The organism is Ruegeria sp. BHSA162, from assembly GCF_059613385.1.
On record NZ_JBXWSK010000001.1, the window covers coordinates 17,444 to 32,913 of the forward strand.

Annotated in this window: 17 protein-coding genes; 5 read left to right on the forward strand and 12 right to left on the reverse strand. The window is 60.2% G+C overall.

Annotated features, from left to right (window positions below):
* Positions 1-9 precede the first annotated feature (9 nt).
* Positions 10-1,227, reverse strand: a complete 1,218-nt coding sequence (locus AC2FM5_RS00105) for a serine hydrolase domain-containing protein (RefSeq protein WP_496733259.1) — start codon at positions 1,225-1,227, stop codon at positions 10-12.
* Positions 1,228-1,445: 218 nt separating this feature from the next.
* Here AC2FM5_RS00105 and AC2FM5_RS00110 point away from each other — a divergent pair, with 218 nt between their 5' ends.
* Complete coding sequence (locus AC2FM5_RS00110; RefSeq protein WP_496733261.1) at positions 1,446-2,051, forward strand: 2-hydroxychromene-2-carboxylate isomerase; 606 nt, start codon at positions 1,446-1,448, stop codon at positions 2,049-2,051.
* A gap of 4 nt (positions 2,052-2,055) precedes the next feature.
* On the opposite strand, the gene AC2FM5_RS00115 is transcribed toward AC2FM5_RS00110, so the two are convergent.
* From AC2FM5_RS00115 to AC2FM5_RS00125, 3 genes are read right to left on the reverse strand one after another with little or no spacing between them, the layout of a single operon-like run.
* Positions 2,056-2,850: an IclR family transcriptional regulator gene (locus tag AC2FM5_RS00115; RefSeq protein ID WP_496733263.1), complete on the reverse strand. Its 795-nt coding sequence runs from the start codon at positions 2,848-2,850 to the stop codon at positions 2,056-2,058.
* 10 nt (positions 2,851-2,860) lie between these two features.
* A complete protein-coding gene (locus AC2FM5_RS00120) occupies positions 2,861-3,886 on the reverse strand; it encodes a phosphotransferase (protein ID WP_480726453.1) in 1,026 nt (341 codons plus the stop codon).
* 32 nt (positions 3,887-3,918) lie between these two features.
* Positions 3,919-4,737: an SDR family NAD(P)-dependent oxidoreductase gene (locus AC2FM5_RS00125; RefSeq protein WP_496733265.1), complete on the reverse strand. Its 819-nt coding sequence runs from the start codon at positions 4,735-4,737 to the stop codon at positions 3,919-3,921.
* A 154-nt stretch (positions 4,738-4,891) separates the two neighbouring features.
* Between AC2FM5_RS00125 and AC2FM5_RS00130 the strand changes: the two genes are divergently transcribed.
* The 3 genes from AC2FM5_RS00130 (at position 4,892) to AC2FM5_RS00140 (ending at position 7,219) form a co-directional block, all read left to right on the forward strand.
* Entirely contained in the window at positions 4,892-5,887 is a 996-nt protein-coding gene (locus AC2FM5_RS00130) for an NADPH:quinone oxidoreductase family protein (protein WP_496733267.1), read from the forward strand.
* A 130-nt stretch (positions 5,888-6,017) separates the two neighbouring features.
* Positions 6,018-6,467 carry a type II 3-dehydroquinate dehydratase gene (gene aroQ, locus AC2FM5_RS00135; RefSeq protein ID WP_170339183.1) on the forward strand — a complete coding sequence of 150 codons (450 nt, stop codon included), beginning with the start codon at positions 6,018-6,020 and terminating at the stop codon, positions 6,465-6,467.
* Positions 6,467-7,219, forward strand: coding sequence for a LuxR family transcriptional regulator (locus AC2FM5_RS00140; protein ID WP_093962957.1), 753 nt, complete (start codon positions 6,467-6,469; stop codon positions 7,217-7,219). Before aroQ ends, AC2FM5_RS00140 begins: the two co-directional genes overlap by 1 nt.
* Before the next feature lie 344 nt (positions 7,220-7,563).
* Here the strand turns inward: AC2FM5_RS00140 and tsf are convergent, their stop codons facing one another.
* From tsf to AC2FM5_RS00165, 5 genes are all read right to left on the reverse strand, one after another.
* Positions 7,564-8,439: a translation elongation factor Ts gene (gene tsf, locus AC2FM5_RS00145; protein WP_170580407.1), complete on the reverse strand. Its 876-nt coding sequence runs from the start codon at positions 8,437-8,439 to the stop codon at positions 7,564-7,566.
* Positions 8,440-8,515: 76 nt separating this feature from the next.
* Entirely contained in the window at positions 8,516-9,295 is a 780-nt protein-coding gene (rpsB, locus tag AC2FM5_RS00150) for a 30S ribosomal protein S2 (RefSeq protein ID WP_093962056.1), read from the reverse strand.
* 168 nt (positions 9,296-9,463) lie between these two features.
* Positions 9,464-10,318 (reverse strand): lyso-ornithine lipid O-acyltransferase, encoded by an 855-nt coding sequence (gene olsA, locus AC2FM5_RS00155; protein ID WP_496733270.1) that lies wholly within the window; start codon positions 10,316-10,318, stop codon positions 9,464-9,466.
* The gene (olsB, locus tag AC2FM5_RS00160) at positions 10,305-11,060 is read right to left on the reverse strand and encodes an L-ornithine N(alpha)-acyltransferase (RefSeq protein WP_496733272.1); all 756 of its coding nucleotides are present in this window, start codon (positions 11,058-11,060) and stop codon (positions 10,305-10,307) included. The genes olsA and olsB overlap by 14 nt, the downstream gene beginning before the upstream one ends.
* A 108-nt stretch (positions 11,061-11,168) precedes the next feature.
* Positions 11,169-11,351 (reverse strand): DUF3553 domain-containing protein, encoded by a 183-nt coding sequence (locus AC2FM5_RS00165; protein WP_170339192.1) that lies wholly within the window; start codon positions 11,349-11,351, stop codon positions 11,169-11,171.
* A 45-nt stretch (positions 11,352-11,396) separates the two neighbouring features.
* On the opposite strand from AC2FM5_RS00165, the gene AC2FM5_RS00170 reads away from it, so the two are divergent.
* Positions 11,397-11,993 carry a histidine phosphotransferase family protein gene (locus AC2FM5_RS00170; protein WP_170390087.1) on the forward strand — a complete coding sequence of 199 codons (597 nt, stop codon included), beginning with the start codon at positions 11,397-11,399 and terminating at the stop codon, positions 11,991-11,993.
* Between the two features lie 9 nt (positions 11,994-12,002).
* Here AC2FM5_RS00170 and AC2FM5_RS00175 read toward each other — a convergent pair whose 3' ends face one another.
* Genes AC2FM5_RS00175 through obgE form a run of 3 tightly spaced genes read right to left on the reverse strand, consistent with a single transcriptional unit; the run spans position 12,003 to position 15,445 of the window.
* Positions 12,003-13,265 carry a glutamate-5-semialdehyde dehydrogenase gene (locus AC2FM5_RS00175; RefSeq protein WP_170390085.1) on the reverse strand — a complete coding sequence of 421 codons (1,263 nt, stop codon included), beginning with the start codon at positions 13,263-13,265 and terminating at the stop codon, positions 12,003-12,005.
* Between the two features lie 51 nt (positions 13,266-13,316).
* Positions 13,317-14,423 carry a glutamate 5-kinase gene (gene proB, locus AC2FM5_RS00180; protein ID WP_496733275.1) on the reverse strand — a complete coding sequence of 369 codons (1,107 nt, stop codon included), beginning with the start codon at positions 14,421-14,423 and terminating at the stop codon, positions 13,317-13,319.
* Positions 14,411-15,445 (reverse strand): GTPase ObgE, encoded by a 1,035-nt coding sequence (gene obgE, locus AC2FM5_RS00185; RefSeq protein WP_170432672.1) that lies wholly within the window; start codon positions 15,443-15,445, stop codon positions 14,411-14,413. Before obgE ends, proB begins: the two co-directional genes overlap by 13 nt.
* Between the last annotated feature and the right edge of the window lie 25 nt (positions 15,446-15,470).

Here is a 15,470-nt window from a genome sequence, read left to right on the forward strand (position 1 = left end):
CCGCGCGGGTCATTCAATGAGGGCGGCGTGAACCAGGGCTTTGAGTTCTGAGCGTGACGGGTAAGAACTGGAGGGCGATAGCTGCGTAAAGAAAACAGCCGACATGTCATTCTTTTGGTCGACCCAGAAAAAGGTCGACGCCATTCCGCCCCAACTGAAATCTCCGACCGATCCGGGGGTACGTGCACGGCCCGGGTCCAAAACCACAGCGCCGCCAAGCCCGAACCCCATGCCGTCCATCGGCTGTTCGGCAAAGCTTTGAGGCCCCAAGGACGCGATGTCGCCCGGCAAGTGGTTGCGCATCATGAAGTCCACCGTGCTCGGGCCCAGCAGTCGTTGATCACCCACTTTCCCTTTTGCGCGCAGCATCTCGGCGAAACGGGCAAAATCGTCGATCGTGCTGACCAGCCCACCACCGCCGGAAAACAGCGTGGCCGCTTCGAATGGCGTGTCTCCGGCCTGATCCACCAATCGCAACGTTTCGCCGCCGGACCTGGCCGCGTTCAGGGCCATCGCGTCTCCCTCGAGCGGTGTATAGAGCGAGGCGAACCGGTCCCCTGCCCCTTTGGGAACCGAAAACCCGGTTTCGTCCATCCCAAGCGGTCCAAAGATCTCATCGGCAAAGAACTGGTCCAAACTCCTGCCGGACACGACTTCGACCACCCGTCCGATAACGTCGATGCCGACCGAATACTCCCAGCGGCTGCCGGGTTGAAATGCCAGCGGCAATGCAGCCACGGCCCGAACCTGATCGGCCAGTGGACCCTGGTCCGGTTTGAACATCAGGTCCTGAGCATCCATTGCGGCAGGCAGAACGCCCGGATTGAACGGATAGCTTAGCCCGCTGGTGTGGGTCAGCAATTGATGCAGGGTCGGCGGCGTCGAGTCTTCTGTTTGTTCAATGGATTGCGCGTCTTTCCGCAACACCTTCATTTCGGAGAATTCCGGCAGAAACTCGGATACCGGCGCCTCAAGGTGCATCAGACCTTGTTCTACCAAGATCATCAGCGCTGTCGTGGTCACCGGCTTGGTCATCGAGTAGATGCGAACCAAGGTCTCGCGGTCGAACGGCAAATCACTCTCGAGACTGCGCAATCCGCAATCGTGAAAGAAAACTTCGCGCCCGTGCTGCTTCAACAGAAAGGCGCACCCGGGGTATTTTCGTTCGTCCACATACCTTTGCATCCATGTCTGAATGCGGTTCAGCCTCGTCCGATCAAACTGCATTGGCCGAAATTTCCCCGTTTTTTCTTTCACCTGCGCGCAATCCTGCCGTCCTGTGGCAAAGAAAAACAGCCCTAAAAACACAGCCGGCGCAAACTGCCGGGCGGGCGATCTGCAAGTCTGCTCTCGGCCACGACCCGCGACACTGCTAGACTGACGGCGTTCTGGATTCGTGATTTGCAGCCGTTACCCCTGAATTCGCCACCGGCCGGAGGTGCCAGATGACGCAGAACGTGGAATTCGTATACGACTTTTGCAGCCCGAACGCTTACCTCGCTCATAAGGTTTTGCCAGATCTCGCCGCGCGCCACGGGGCCGAGATTCGCTTTGTGCCCGTTCTTCTGAGCACAGTTTTCAAGGCTACCAACAACCAGAGCCCATTTCGGGCGTTCTCGGAAAATCGGAAGAAATCGGCGTATCTGACCCATGACCTGCACCGCTTTGCGCGGCGGCGAGGCCTGAACTTTCATATGAGCCCCTATTTTCCGCTGAACACGAAATTCGCCATGCGTGGCGCGGTCGCGGCGATGGGAAAATCATGGGAAGGCAGATATGTAGACGCCGTTTTTGATGCAATATGGGTGCACGGGCAGAAGATTGACGACCTGAATGTGTTGACCGACATCATTCAAGAACGTGACCTGCCCGTACGAAAAATCCGTGAGGCGATCACCGGCGATTTGGCCAAGCAGACCCTGAAGGATCAGACAAAAGCGGCCGTTCGCCGCGGAGTTTTCGGGGTGCCCAGCCTGTTTGTCGGGTCCGAGATGTTTTTTGGTAAGAACAGCCTGGCCAACGTAGAACTTGAACTCGAGGCGTTGCACTGAGGTTTCATGGACGCAGTCCCAACTGCCGGGCGGCATCTATCAGCTTGTGCGCGTGGTCTCCTTCAAGCTCTTCCGGGGTCACGTAAAAGCTGGGCCCGCCGATATTCAATCCAAATACCCGCCCGTCGCTGGCGGTGGACACCGGAACGGAAATGGCATGGACGTCGTCCCGCCACAGAGAATATCCGGTACAATAACCTTGTGTATCGTATTCATCCAACGCGGTTTTTATCGAGTCGCGCAGGTGATTTTCGGGCAGGTTCAGATCGCGTCCAGCAGCGTCAATAGCCGTTTCCCTTTGATCCTCGGTCATGCCAACCAGAATGGCCCGCCCCATGGCCGAGGAGAACAACGGCAGCCGGGATCCGACATGCATGGTAAGCGCCACGTTCTGCGTCGACCTGCTGACCGCGACGTATACGACCTCGGCCCGATGCGCTTCGCCCAGGGCGGCCGTCAGGTACGGATTGGCTCCATCGCGCAGTTCCCTCAGTACCTCGACGGCACGCTCGCATATGTCAGCCGCCCCCAGAACTCCAAATCCCAGCCGCAGCACTCCGACACCAAGCCGATAAGAACCGCCTGCGTGATCCTGAACAAGATAACCCAGTTGGCACAGCGTATGGGTCAACCGCGAGATCGTTGGCTTGGGCAGACCCGTGCGTTCCGCAAAATCCGTGTTGGTCAGGGCCGTTTCGCCGTGTCGAAAACACCGCAGCAGTTCAAGCCCCCGCGCCAGTGCAGTGACGAAGTTCCGATCCTTGCCAGTGTCGGCGCTAGATGATGTCTCGGAAACCACGCCTGCCCCTCTATCCCAGCGCTGCAAGGCCATGTTTGGCGAACATGGGCACATAGGCTCCGAAAGCGCGCGCCCGGGCCGGATCGGAGGCGTTCCCGTCCAGCGCGCGTTTGTAGACGCCCTGTAGAATTCCGGCCATGCGGAAGAAATTGAACGCAAGATAGAAGCCGAAATTGTCGATGCCCGGTAGTCCGCGCCGCTGACAATATGAGGCGATGAACTGCTGATCGCTGGGCAGCCCCAGGCTGCCGCGGTCAACGCCGGCCAGCCCCCGACCCTCTTTGCCCGGCGGCATCTGCCATTGCATGATTACGGCCGCCAGATCGGCATAGGGATGGCCGATGGTGGACAGTTCCCAATCCAGGACCCCGATGCAACGGGTGCCGTCCCGCTCGAACATCAGATTGTCGATGCGATAGTCGCCATGAACCAGCGTTCGTTGACCATCATCCGCCGGGATCGAGCTTTCCAGCGCGTCGATCAGCGCATCCATGTCGGCAACCGTTTCGGTTTCCGAGGCGCGATACTGTTTGGTCCAGCGCGCGATCTGGCGTTCAAAGTAGTTGCCGGTCGGTCCGTAGTCGGACAGGCCCACTGCGTCGATGTCGACCATGTGCAATTCGGCCAGAACCTGGTTCATCTCATCCAGAACGGCGCTACGGGTTTCGTTGGTTTCGCCCTTCATGGTCGGTTCCAGAAAATTCCGACCGTCCAGACGCTCCATGACATAGAAGGCAGAGCCGATGATGCTGTCATCCTCGCACAGCAAGTACATGCGCGGCACCGGCACTTTGCTGTGCGCCAACGCGGTCTGAACACGGAATTCGCGGTCGACCGCGTGGGCAGATTTCAGCAGAACTCCGGGCGGCTTGCGCCGGAGAACATAAGATTTGCCAGGCGTGCGCAGTTCGTAGGTCGGATTGGACTGACCCACTGTGAACTTCGTCGCCTCAAGCGGACCGGCATAGCCTTGCAGGTTGGCGCGCAGATAGTCATCTACGGCGACAAGGTCGAGAGTGTTCGGGTCATCGCTCATGCGATCGGCCTCGCTTGATACTGGACCGGGTTTCACAGGGCATCAGCAAAGATGTTTCCTCCGGTCAGAACGTTGATACCACCCGAGACCGGGATCACGGCGCCGGTCACGTAACTGCCGCCGCGTCCGCTGAGGAACAGCATACAGCCCGCGATGTCCTCGTCGCGCCCGACACGGCCCAGCGGGACTGACTTGCCCACTTTCTCGCGTTTTTCTTCGTCAGCCGTGGCAAAGGCGGTCATGCGCGAAACGAACGGTCCCGGTGCCAGAGCATTCACAGTCACGCGGTAGGGCGACAGCTCCTTTGCCATGATCTTGGTTAGATGGATGACGGCCGCCTTGGACGCGGAATAGCTGTAGGCGCCATCGCCCATCGGAACCTCGCCCATCACCGAGGCGACGTTGATTACCCGTGCCGGATCATCGTCCGAGCCCGATTGCATCAGCAGAGGTAGCAGCTTCTGGGTCAGATGAAAGATGCCGGCGACATTCACGGACATGACTTTGTCCCAGGCGTCATAGGGAAACTGTCCCATTGGCGCGCCCCACGAAACGCCGGCATTGTTCATAAGAATATCAAGCCTTTGGGTGCGGTTGCTCACCTCTTCGGCCAGTGCGTCAATGCCGGCCTCGCTGCTGACGTCACCGGCAAACCCTTCGGCGGTTCCGGACGCATCCAGCGCGTTCAGTTCGGCGGCCACAGCTTCGCAGGCTTCGCCCTTGCGCGAGGCGATCAGCACCCGCGCACCCGCGCGCAGCAGAGCCTCGGCTGCCATCCGACCAATGCCGGTCGCGCCGCCCGTGACCAGAGCAGTCTTGCCCGCTAGCGAAAATAAGTTCTCCGGTGTCATCAGCCTCTCCCCATAATTCGTTTTTATTGCGTCCTGAGTTCTATTTCAGGTCGGGTCAGTTTCACTATGCAGAATTGCATTTCACATCTGCCTTGACAACATGGTGTGAGGACCCGACCTTCGGGCCAACAAATGGCGAGGATCGGAAAACGAAATGCAAGCATTACTCAGCGTCGCCCCGGGTGGTCCGGAAACACTTGAACTGACCACCCTGCCCGATCCAACGCCCAAAAAGGGTCAGGTGCTGATCCGGGTACGTGCGGCAGGCGTGAATTTTCCGGACACGCTGATCATCCGCGATTTGTACCAGATGAAACCACCGCGCCCCTTCGCGCCCGGAGGGGAGGTGTCGGGCGATGTGATCGCCGTTGGAGATGGTGTTTCCGATCTGAAGGTCGGTGACCGCGTTCTGGCCCTGACAGGTCACGGAGGTTTCGCCGAACAGCTGTGCATTCCGGCCGCCAGCGCCGTTACCATCCCGGAGTCCATGCCGTACGAGGATGCGGCTTGTTTCATTTTCACCTACGGAACGTCCTACCATGCGCTGAAAGATCGCGCCGGGCTCAAGGGCGGTGAGACACTGTTGGTGCTTGGGGCCGCCGGCGGTGTCGGCTCGGCTGCGGTCGAGTTGGGCAAAGCGATGGGCGCGCGTGTGATTGCTGCGGTGTCCACGGAAGACAAAGCTCAGTTCTGCAAGGATTTGGGCGCTGATGAAACGATCGTCTACTCCAAGGAGATGACGCGAGAGGCGCAAAAAGCGTTCTCGGCCGAAGTCAAGAAGCTGGCGGGCGGTGATGGCGTTGACGTGGTCTATGATGCGGTTGGCGGCGACTACGCCGAGCCGGCATTGCGCGCGATGGCCTGGAAGGGGCGGTTTCTGGTCGTTGGCTTTCCGGCCGGTATCCCCAACATCCCGTTGAATCTGCCTTTGCTCAAAGGCTGTGAGATCGTCGGCGTGTTCTGGGGCGCGTCCGTATTCCGCGATCCGGCCGGACATGCCGAAAACTTGCGGGAACTGTTTGCCATGTATCATGGCGGCAAGATCAAGCCGCGTATCAGCGCCCGCTTCTCCTTGCCCCGCGCCGCCGAAGCTTTGGAGATGTTGGGCGACCGGTCGGTTCTCGGCAAAGTTGTCGTGTCCATCGACTAGGAACGACATTCACGGTCGTTTCACCGCCTGTCCCCAAGACCTGACCTGCGCCTGCTCGCCTCATGAGAGCAAAGCCGGTAGACGCGTTTTCAATTCGCGGCTATGAAACAGGTATGGGGACAGAAAAATAATGCGTAGTATTCTTGTATTGAACGGACCGAACCTGAACCTTTTGGGCACACGGCAGCCCGAGGTTTACGGTCATACCACCTTGAAGATGATCGAAGACTTGTGCGTTTCGCATGGCGCATCGATCGGGTTGCGTGTCGAGTGCGCTCAATCAAACCATGAAGGCGTGTTGATCGATGCCATCCACGCCGCGCGCGGGACCCATGACGGGATCGTCCTGAATGCCGGCGCGTATACCCACACGTCAATAGCGTTGATGGATGCCATTTCGTCGGCTCAACTGCCGGTGGTCGAGGTTCACCTGTCCAATATCCACGCCCGCGAGGCATTTCGGCACAAGTCCTACATCTCGGCCGTCGCCATCGGGCAGATATGCGGCTTTGGCGCTCAAAGCTATGTTCTAGCGCTGGAAGCGCTGGCCGCGCATCTTCAGGAGGGTGGCGGCGCATGATGACGCTCAAGGAATACCTCAACTTTCTGAGCTATGTGAAAACGCTCGAGGAGCTTTGGGCCGCGCACACCGAACAGATGGCCAAGTATGGTTTTGACCGCCTGTTGTACGGACACACACAATACCGCACCCAAACGTCTTTGGGCGACCCCGAAGACTTCGTGATCCTGACCAATCACTGCAAGGAATACATGGACGGTTTCCTTCGGGATGGTCTCTATTTCCATGCGCCCATGCTGAAATGGGCGCTGGATCACGAAGGGGCCGCAAGCTGGAGCATGATCCGCGAGATGATGTCCAGCGGCACGATGACCAACGAAGAGCGCAAGGTGTACGAGTTCAACCGCTCGAAAGGGATCACCGTCGGCTACACGATCAGTTTCACTTCGGTGTCCATGCGGTCGAAGGGGGCAATTTCGCTGGCCGCTCTGAACCGCAGCCAGGACGAGATGGACGAGATGTGGGCTGAGCACGGCGATGATATCCTGCTGATGAACAACATCGCCCACCTCAAAATTCTGACTCTGCCCTACAATCCCCCGAACCGCGCCTTGACCAAGCGGCAGCGAGAGGCTCTGGAATGGGTGGGTGACGGAAAAACGACCCAGGACATTGCCCTGCTGATGGGATTGACTTCGGCAACTGTTGAAAAACACCTCAGGCTGGCGCGCGAGGCTCTTTCCGTCGAGACGACTGCACAGGCGGTTTTGAAGGCTTCGCTGCAGAATCAGATGTTCGTCATGGAGGTCTGAATCCGCTGTCGCGCGGCAGTTGACCTTAGGTAAGGAATACATGACTTCCTAAAACTGCGCAGAAATTGCACATTGATCCTGTTCCGTGAGTGGTGGCTTTAGCCAAGGAACATTTGGACGGATCTTTGTATTGCCAAGGCTCTCCGTTCGCTCTGACAAAGGGCGCTTATTCGTCCGCGTGCCGATGTCGGAAATTTTGGGGGGCCTCGACCATCCCCATCTTGCGGGGCCCTCCAATTACTCCTCTGATCAATCGGAAATTCGCCAAAAAAAACCGGTCGCGCGTCGCGCAACCGGTTTCGGATGTTTTTGGAGCAGCCCGGAAAACCCGGGCTGAACAGGCGTCAGCCCTGAGCCGCTTTGGCGACTTCGGCGGCAAAGTCTTCTTTTTCGACCACGATGCCTTCGCCAACTTCCAGGCGAATAAAACCGGTGATGGTTGCGCCGGCTTCCTTGGCCGCTGCTTCCACGGTCAGGTCGGGGTTCACAACGAACTGCTGGCTCAGCAGGGTCGATTCCGCGACGAATTTCTTCATGCGACCCTCGATCATCTTTTCGATGACCTGCTCGGGCTTGCCGGACTCGCGCGCGATGTCCATCTGAACCTGCTTTTCTTTTTCGACAACGGCCGGATCCAGGTCGGCTTCGGACAGAGCGGCCGGGTTCACGGCTGCGATGTGCATCGCGACCTGCTTGCCGATGGCTTCATCGCCGCCCGACAGAGCAACCAGAACACCGATCTTGCCCATGCCGTTGGTTGCGGCGTTGTGGACATACGAGACCACGGTGTCGCCCGACAGTTTCGCCATGCGGCGGACCGACATGTTTTCGCCGATGGTGGCGATCTTGTCGGTCAGCGTGTCGGCAACCGATTTGCCGCCCAGATCAGCAGCCAGCAGTTCCTCAACTGAGTCAACGCCCTGGGCTGCGTAGGTGATCTTGCCGACCATTTCCTGGAACTCGGCGTTCTTCGCGACAAAGTCGGTTTCTGAGTTCACTTCGACAGCAACACCGTTGCCACCTTCGACGTGAACGGCAACCAGGCCTTCTGCTGCGGTACGGCCGGATTTCTTTGCGGCCTTCGCCAGACCTTTGGTGCGAAGCCAGTCAACGGCCTCGTCCATGTTGCCGCCGGTTTCGGTCAGCGCTTTTTTAGCGTCCATCATGCCTGCGCCGGTCGAGTCGCGCAGTTCTTTCACCATTGCTGCAGTGATTGCCATCTCTTGGCTCTCCTCAATTCAAACGGAATTGGGGCAGGTCTACCCTGCCCCATATGTCATTTACGTGACGGGCAGCTTACGCTTCGGCCGACGCTTCGGCTTCTTCTGCAACGGCTTCTTCAACCGGTGCTTCTTCGAACTCGCCCAGGTCGACGCCGGCGGCGCCCAGCTGAGCCGTCATGCCGTCCAGTGCAGCGCGTGCGGCCAGGTCGCAATACAGTGCGATTGCACGGGCAGCATCGTCGTTGCCGGGGATGATGTAGTCCACACCATCCGGCGAGCAGTTGGTGTCGACGACGGCCACAACCGGGATACCCAGTTTGTTGGCTTCTGCGATGGCCAGTGCTTCTTTCTTGACGTCGATGACGAACAGCAGGTCAGGAACGCCGCCCATCTCGCGGATGCCGCCCAGCGAAGCCTGAAGCTTGGCCTGGTCACGCTCCATGCCCAGACGCTCTTTCTTGGTCAGGCCTTCAGCGCCCGATTCCATGGCTTCGTCGATCTGGTTCAGACGGTTGATCGACTGGGAAACGGTTTTCCAGTTGGTCAGCGTGCCGCCCAGCCAGCGGTGGTTCATGTAATACTGAGCCGATTTTTCAGCGGCTTCGGCGATCGGCTGTGCAGCCTGACGCTTGGTACCGACAAACAGAACGCGGCCACCTTTGGCGACGGTGTCACGTACCGCCTGCAGCGCCTGGTCCAGCATCGGAACGGTCTGGGTCAGGTCCATGATGTGGATGCCGTTGCGTGCGCCATAGATGAAAGGCGCCATGCGGGGGTTCCAACGCTGTGTCTGGTGACCAAAGTGAACGCCAGCTTCCAGCAGCTGACGCATGGTGAACTCGGGAAGAGCCATGCTATGTTTTCCTTTTCCGGTTTTCGCCTTGGCGGGGGTGAAAGAAGCGTTTGCTCCAACCGGCGGCCTTGATGAGGATGTCTCCCTCAAAACGACCAAACCCCGCCTGCGGATTTGAATGCCGCGCGTATACGGCAGGTTGACTGACGGTGCAAGGGGCTTTTGCCCCTATTTTTCTGGCCGCGCCAAGGCATGCCCGTGGCGAACGGCCTGCTCGCAATGCGCGGCCAAAGCCTTGCGGTTATCGAAGTCGCTGACCCGCGCCGGAGAATGATAGATCAATTCGACCCGCCCCTGCCGCCGCGCGCCCAGCGTCTTCAGAAGATGCGGGGCAAAATCCATGTCCCCCCACCAGCCATAGAACCGGTCCGGCTGCCCATCGGGCTCGTGGTAGACCACCGAGACCGGCTGAACATACATGAAATCACGCAGTTCATCTGCAAAGAATGCCGCAAAAAGCGTTGTTTTGAATGGCAAAACCCGCAGTCCGTCCGTCGATGTGCCCTCTGGAAAAAACAACAGCTTGTGCCCGGCCTTCAGACGGTCTTCGAACAATTTGGTCTGCTCGCGTGCTTTTTTGGGATTGCGTTCGATGAACACGGTTCCGGTGGCGCGGGCCAGCCAACCGATGCCGGGCCAATTCGCCACCTCGGCCTTGGAAACGAAGTATACACGCTTGCGGGCGTTGAGCGCGAAGATGTCCAGCCAGGACGTGTGATTGGCCACGACGGCCCCGCGCTGCTGCATCAGCTCACCCGAGCTTGAAAATCCGATCCCCAGAATTCGAAACGCATTGCGACACACGAATTGGGCAATGAAGGGCGTTACTGGTCGACGCAGGCCAAAGATGGGTCTTTCGACCAGGCGCACAAGCAACAGAACGATCAGACCACCGAACACCAGCACAGCCAGAGGAAGCCCCCGCAGGATCACCAAAATCCAACCCCACACGCCCAACTCAACCGGGTCCGGGTCGTCCGAGCTGTGCCAGACAGCACCGTTTGGCACGTCACGCTCCGCCATAGATGCGTCTCTGTCTTTCGTTCATCCGTGTGGTGTCGAGGATCAGGCAAACGTCGGTGGTGTTGAAGGCATGGTCGATGAATGCCCCCTCGCCCACAAACCCGCCCAATCGAAGATAGGCCTTGATCAAGGCCGGAACTTGCAACATCGCACTCCGTCGATCCAGCGCATCTTTCGGAACCAGGTTCATGTTCTGATAAACATCCGGCTGCGCACGCACCCGCAGTTCGGGTGGAGCCAGGTGGTTGTGATGCAGCATCGACATAGGCTGGGCAAGGTGCTCGACGTCTGTGCCGTGAAAACTGGCAACGCCGAACAGAACCTCGATCTCCCGTTCGGACACATATTTCGCGAGGCCATTCCACAAATGATACATTGCGGTTCCGCCGCGATAGTCCGGATGCAGGCAGGACCGGCCGAGTTCCAGCAATTTGCGGCCGCTGTTTTTCAGAACGGTAAGGTCGTATTCATCCTCAGAGTAGAACCGTCCGACTTCAGCTACGCGGTCATCCGGCAACAGGCGGTAGACTCCGACCACTTCTCCGGTGACGTCGTCATAGGCCAGCATGTGATCAAAATACGGGTCGAACTGGTCGCGTTCCAGGCCCTCTGCATGATCGACCATCTCTCCGCCACCGCCCAATTCACGCACGAAGACGTCATAACGCAGCCGCTGCGCCGCGCGCAGTTCCTCGTCGGTTTCGGCAAGTTTGACAGTGAATGAAGGGCCCGTATCCGGCATGTGGAATGGTCGTCGTCTTGTTGCGATCCCAGCGCTGATACCGCAGCTGCGCGGCGAATGGCAACACGAACCGGGTGGCGAGCACCGTTAACCTTTCCTAAACCAGTTTCATGGATCAAGAACCGGCATCAAGGCGATGCGTGTTCCGTCAATCACCACTTTGCCCTGGTCGCGAAAGTTCACGGTGATCTTGCCCCCGATGTTGGACTGGACCTGTCCAACGCCCCAGTCAGGGAAATCTGGGTGGCGGACAAACATGCCCGGTGCAAGAATGGCATTCAGATCTGTCATGCGACGGCTCCGGGTCGGGCATGGGGGATACCACAGGAGGTACGCATGGGCGACACCAACGTCAACCTGGCCGAGTTGATCGGCTCTCGGATCTGCCACGATTTGATCAGCCCGATCGGCGCGATCACCAATGGGCTGGAACTGTTGGAGATGGTTGGCGGCACCCAGGGCCCCGAGATGGAACTGATCACCGGCAGCGTCGGCAGCGCCGGGGCGCGGGTTCGGTTCTTTCGCGTGGCCTTTGGCGCGGCCAGCGATCAGCCGCTAGGCCGCAGCGAAGTGACGGACCTGCTGCGCGATGTCAACCACGCGGGCCGTGTCCGGGTGCATTGGAACGTCACCGAGGCGATGCCGCGCAATCAGATCAAACTGGCCTTTCTGGCCATCATGTGCTGCGAAAGCGCCATGCCGATGGGCGGCGAGGTAAAGATCGACAGCGTGGGCGACAAATGGACGGTCACTGGTACGGCCGACCGCATGAATGTCGATCCCGACCTGTGGAAAGGCCTCCCAACCGGCACATTCGCCAACAAGGTCACGCCGGCGCAGGTGCAGTTCGCCCTGCTGCCGCAGACGGCGGCCGCTCAGGGCCGCCGGGTTTCGGCCGAGACGGGCGCAACCCGCGTGGTGCTGCGGTTCTGACGCAGCGCCTCAGGCGCGCGTCGTGCCGTTGCCGCGCACCAGGTATTTGAAACTGGTCAACTGCGCCGCCCCCACCGGGCCGCGCGCGTGCATCTTGCCCGTGGCGATTCCGATCTCGGCGCCCATTCCGAACTCACCCCCGTCGGCAAATTGGGTCGAGGCGTTGTGCATCAGGATCGCACTGTCGAGCCGTTCAAAGAAGCGGTCGGCGGCGGACTGATCCTCGGTCATGATGCAATCGGTGTGGTTCGATCCGTATTGCCGGATATGCGCGATTGCTTCATCGATATCGGTCACCGGTTTTGCGGCGATGATGCTGTCCAGAAACTCCTTGCCCCAGTCGGCATCGGTGGCCGGCACGGTGCCGTCGATGGCCAGCGCACCCGCGGCATGGACCTCGACGCCCGCGGCCAGCAGCGCGGCGATCACGTCGCGCCCCAGCGTTTCCGCGATATCCTGATGCACCAGCAGGCATTCGGCCGCCCCGCAGATGCCAGTGCGGCGGGTCTTTGCGTTCAGCACCACGTCCAGCGTTTTCTGCGGATCCGCAGCCTTGTCGATGTAGATGTGCACGATCCCTTCAAGATGGGCAAAGACCGGCACCCGCGCCTCGCGCTGGACCAACCCGACCAGCCCCTTGCCACCACGCGGCACGATGACGTCGACATAGTCGGTCATGGTCAGCAATTCCTGCACCGCCGCCCGATCACGGGTCGGGACCAGCTGGATCGCATCCTCGGGCAGGTTTGCGGCCTTCAGACCCTCGACCAGGCAAGCGTGGATCGCGGTCGAGGAATGAAAGCTTTCCGACCCGCCGCGCAGGATCACGGCATTGCCCGACTTGAGGCACAGCGCCCCGGCATCCGCGGTCACGTTCGGGCGGCTTTCATAGATCACGCCGATCACGCCCAGCGGGGTGCGTACGCGGCGGATGTTCAGCCCCGAGGGCATATCCCATTCGGCCAGAACCTCACCCACTGGATCGGTCTGTTCAGCCACGGTGCGCAACCCGTCGACCATGCCCTGAATGCGCGTCTCGTCCAGCATCAGACGGTCCATCATTGCCGGGCTCAGACCCTTTTCGCGGCCGTAGTCCAGGTCTTTCTTGTTGGCCTCGATGATCTGCGCACGGTTCTTCCACACAGCGTCGGCGGCGGCAATCAACGCGGCGTGTTTGCGCTCGGCCGAAGCAAAGGCCAGATCCCGAGACGCATCCTTGGCGCGCTTGCCAAGATCGGCCATCAGGGCGGGAATGCTATCAAAGTCCTTCATGTCATCTGCCTTTCCGGTCGTCGGACCAGCCAAATCTATCAGTTTTCGCAGCTACAAAGCCAGATCGTCACGGTGGATCATCACCGCACGGCCGGGATAGCCGAGTGCGTCCTCGATCTCGGAGGATTTGCGCCCCTTGATGGTGTCGGCCTCGTGCGCGGTATAGCGGCTGAGGCCCAATCCCAAACGCCGGCCTTCGTGATCCTTGATGGCCACCGGGTCGCCCCGTCCAAAATCGCCCGTCACTTCGACGATGCCGGCCGGCAACAGGCTTTTGCCATTCTCCAGCGCCTGCGCTGCCCCTGCATCGACCGTGATCTCGCCCCGCGGCTTCATCGCCGAGATCCAGCGTTTGCGCGCCGCATGCGGGTCCATCTTGGCCTTGAACCAAGTGCTGTTCGCGCCATTGTTCAGCAGTTTCAGCGGGTTCAAAGGCGATCCTTCCGTAATCGCCATGTCACAGCCCGCCGCCGTCGCCATCTGCGCGGCCATCAGCTTGGTCTTCATGCCGCCCTTGGACAGCCCCGAACCGGCGTCACCGGCCATCGCCTCGATCTCGGGCGTGATCGCGTCGATCACGTCAAACCGGGTGGCGGATGGGTCTTCGGCTGGATTGCCGGTGTAGAACCCATCGACATCGGACAGCAGGATCAACTGATCCGCACCGACGGTCACGGCGATCTGCGCGGCCAGTCGATCATTGTCGCCGTATCGGATTTCATCCGTGGCCACCGTGTCATTTTCGTTCACGATGGGCACGACACCCAACCCCAGCAGAGTTTCCAGCGTCGCGCGCGAGTTCAGGTACCGGCGGCGGTTCTCGCTGTCTTCCAGCGTCACCAGAACCTGCGCCGTGGTGATGTCGTGCGGGGCCAACGCCTCTTCATAGGCCCGCGCCAGCCGGATCTGACCGACGGCGGCAGCGGCCTGGGACTGCTCCAGCGAGAGCGCGGTTGCGGGCAGGCCAAGAACACCGCGCCCCAGCGCGATCGAACCGGACGAGACCAGAACCACATCGGCCCCCTGCCCCTTGAGCCACGCCACGTCCTGCGCCAGCGAATGCAACCACTCCGAACGCAGCTTGCCGGTCGCACGATCGACCAGCAACGCTGAGCCGATCTTGACCACCAGGCGCTTTGCGTCGGTCAGGGCTGCCACGTCTCGCGCTCCTCGGTGGGTTTCTGGCGCAGGCGGTTTTCGTCGATCTGGGCGCGCAGGGCCCGCAAAACTTCGGTCACGCCCTGCCGGGCGACGCCCGACATGGTCATGACAGGGCCGCTCACGGCCTCTTTCAACTCGGCCTTGGCCAGTTCGAGCTGTTCTTCGTCCAGCGCGTCAATCTTGTTCAACACGGTGATCCGGGGCTTGTCAGCCAGCGCGCCGCCATAGGCCTCAAGCTCGTGGATGATGGTGTGATAATCCTGCGCGATGGTCTCCGACGTGCCGTCGACCAGATGCAGCAACACCGCGCAGCGTTCGACATGGCCCAGAAAACGGTCGCCGATGCCGCGGCCTTCATGCGCGCCTTCGATCAGGCCGGGAATGTCGGCCACAACGAATTCCACGTTGTCCACACCGACGACGCCCAGATTAGGATGCAGCGTGGTAAAGGGATAATCGGCGATCTTGGGCCGGGCGTTCGAGGTGGCGGCCAGAAAGGTCGACTTGCCCGCATTCGGCAGGCCCAGCAGACCCACATCGGCAATCAATTTCAGACGCAGCCAGATCGTACGGTCCACGCCCGGCTGCCCCGGATTGGCCCGGCGCGGCGCCTGGTTTGTGGCCGATTTGAAATGCAGGTTGCCGAAACCGCCATTGCCACCCCGCGCCAGCAGGACACGTTGCCCCACTTCGGTCAGGTCGGCGATCACCGTCTCCTGATCCTCGTCCAGAATCTCGGTTCCGACGGGCACGCGCAGAATGATGTCGTCGCCATCCTTGCCGGTGCGCTGCTGGCCTCGGCCGGGCTGTCCGTTCTTGGCAAAGAAATGCTGCTGATAGCGGAAGTCGATAAGGGTGTTCAGCCCGTCCACGACCTCGGCCCAGACGGACCCGCCTTTGCCGCCGTCCCCGCCATCGGGGCCGCCGTATTCGATGTACTTTTCGCGTCGGAAGCTGACGCACCCGCTACCGCCGGCCCCGGACCGGATGTAGACCTTTGCAAGATCGAGAAATTTCATGTCAGTCCCCTACTGCAAAGGCCCC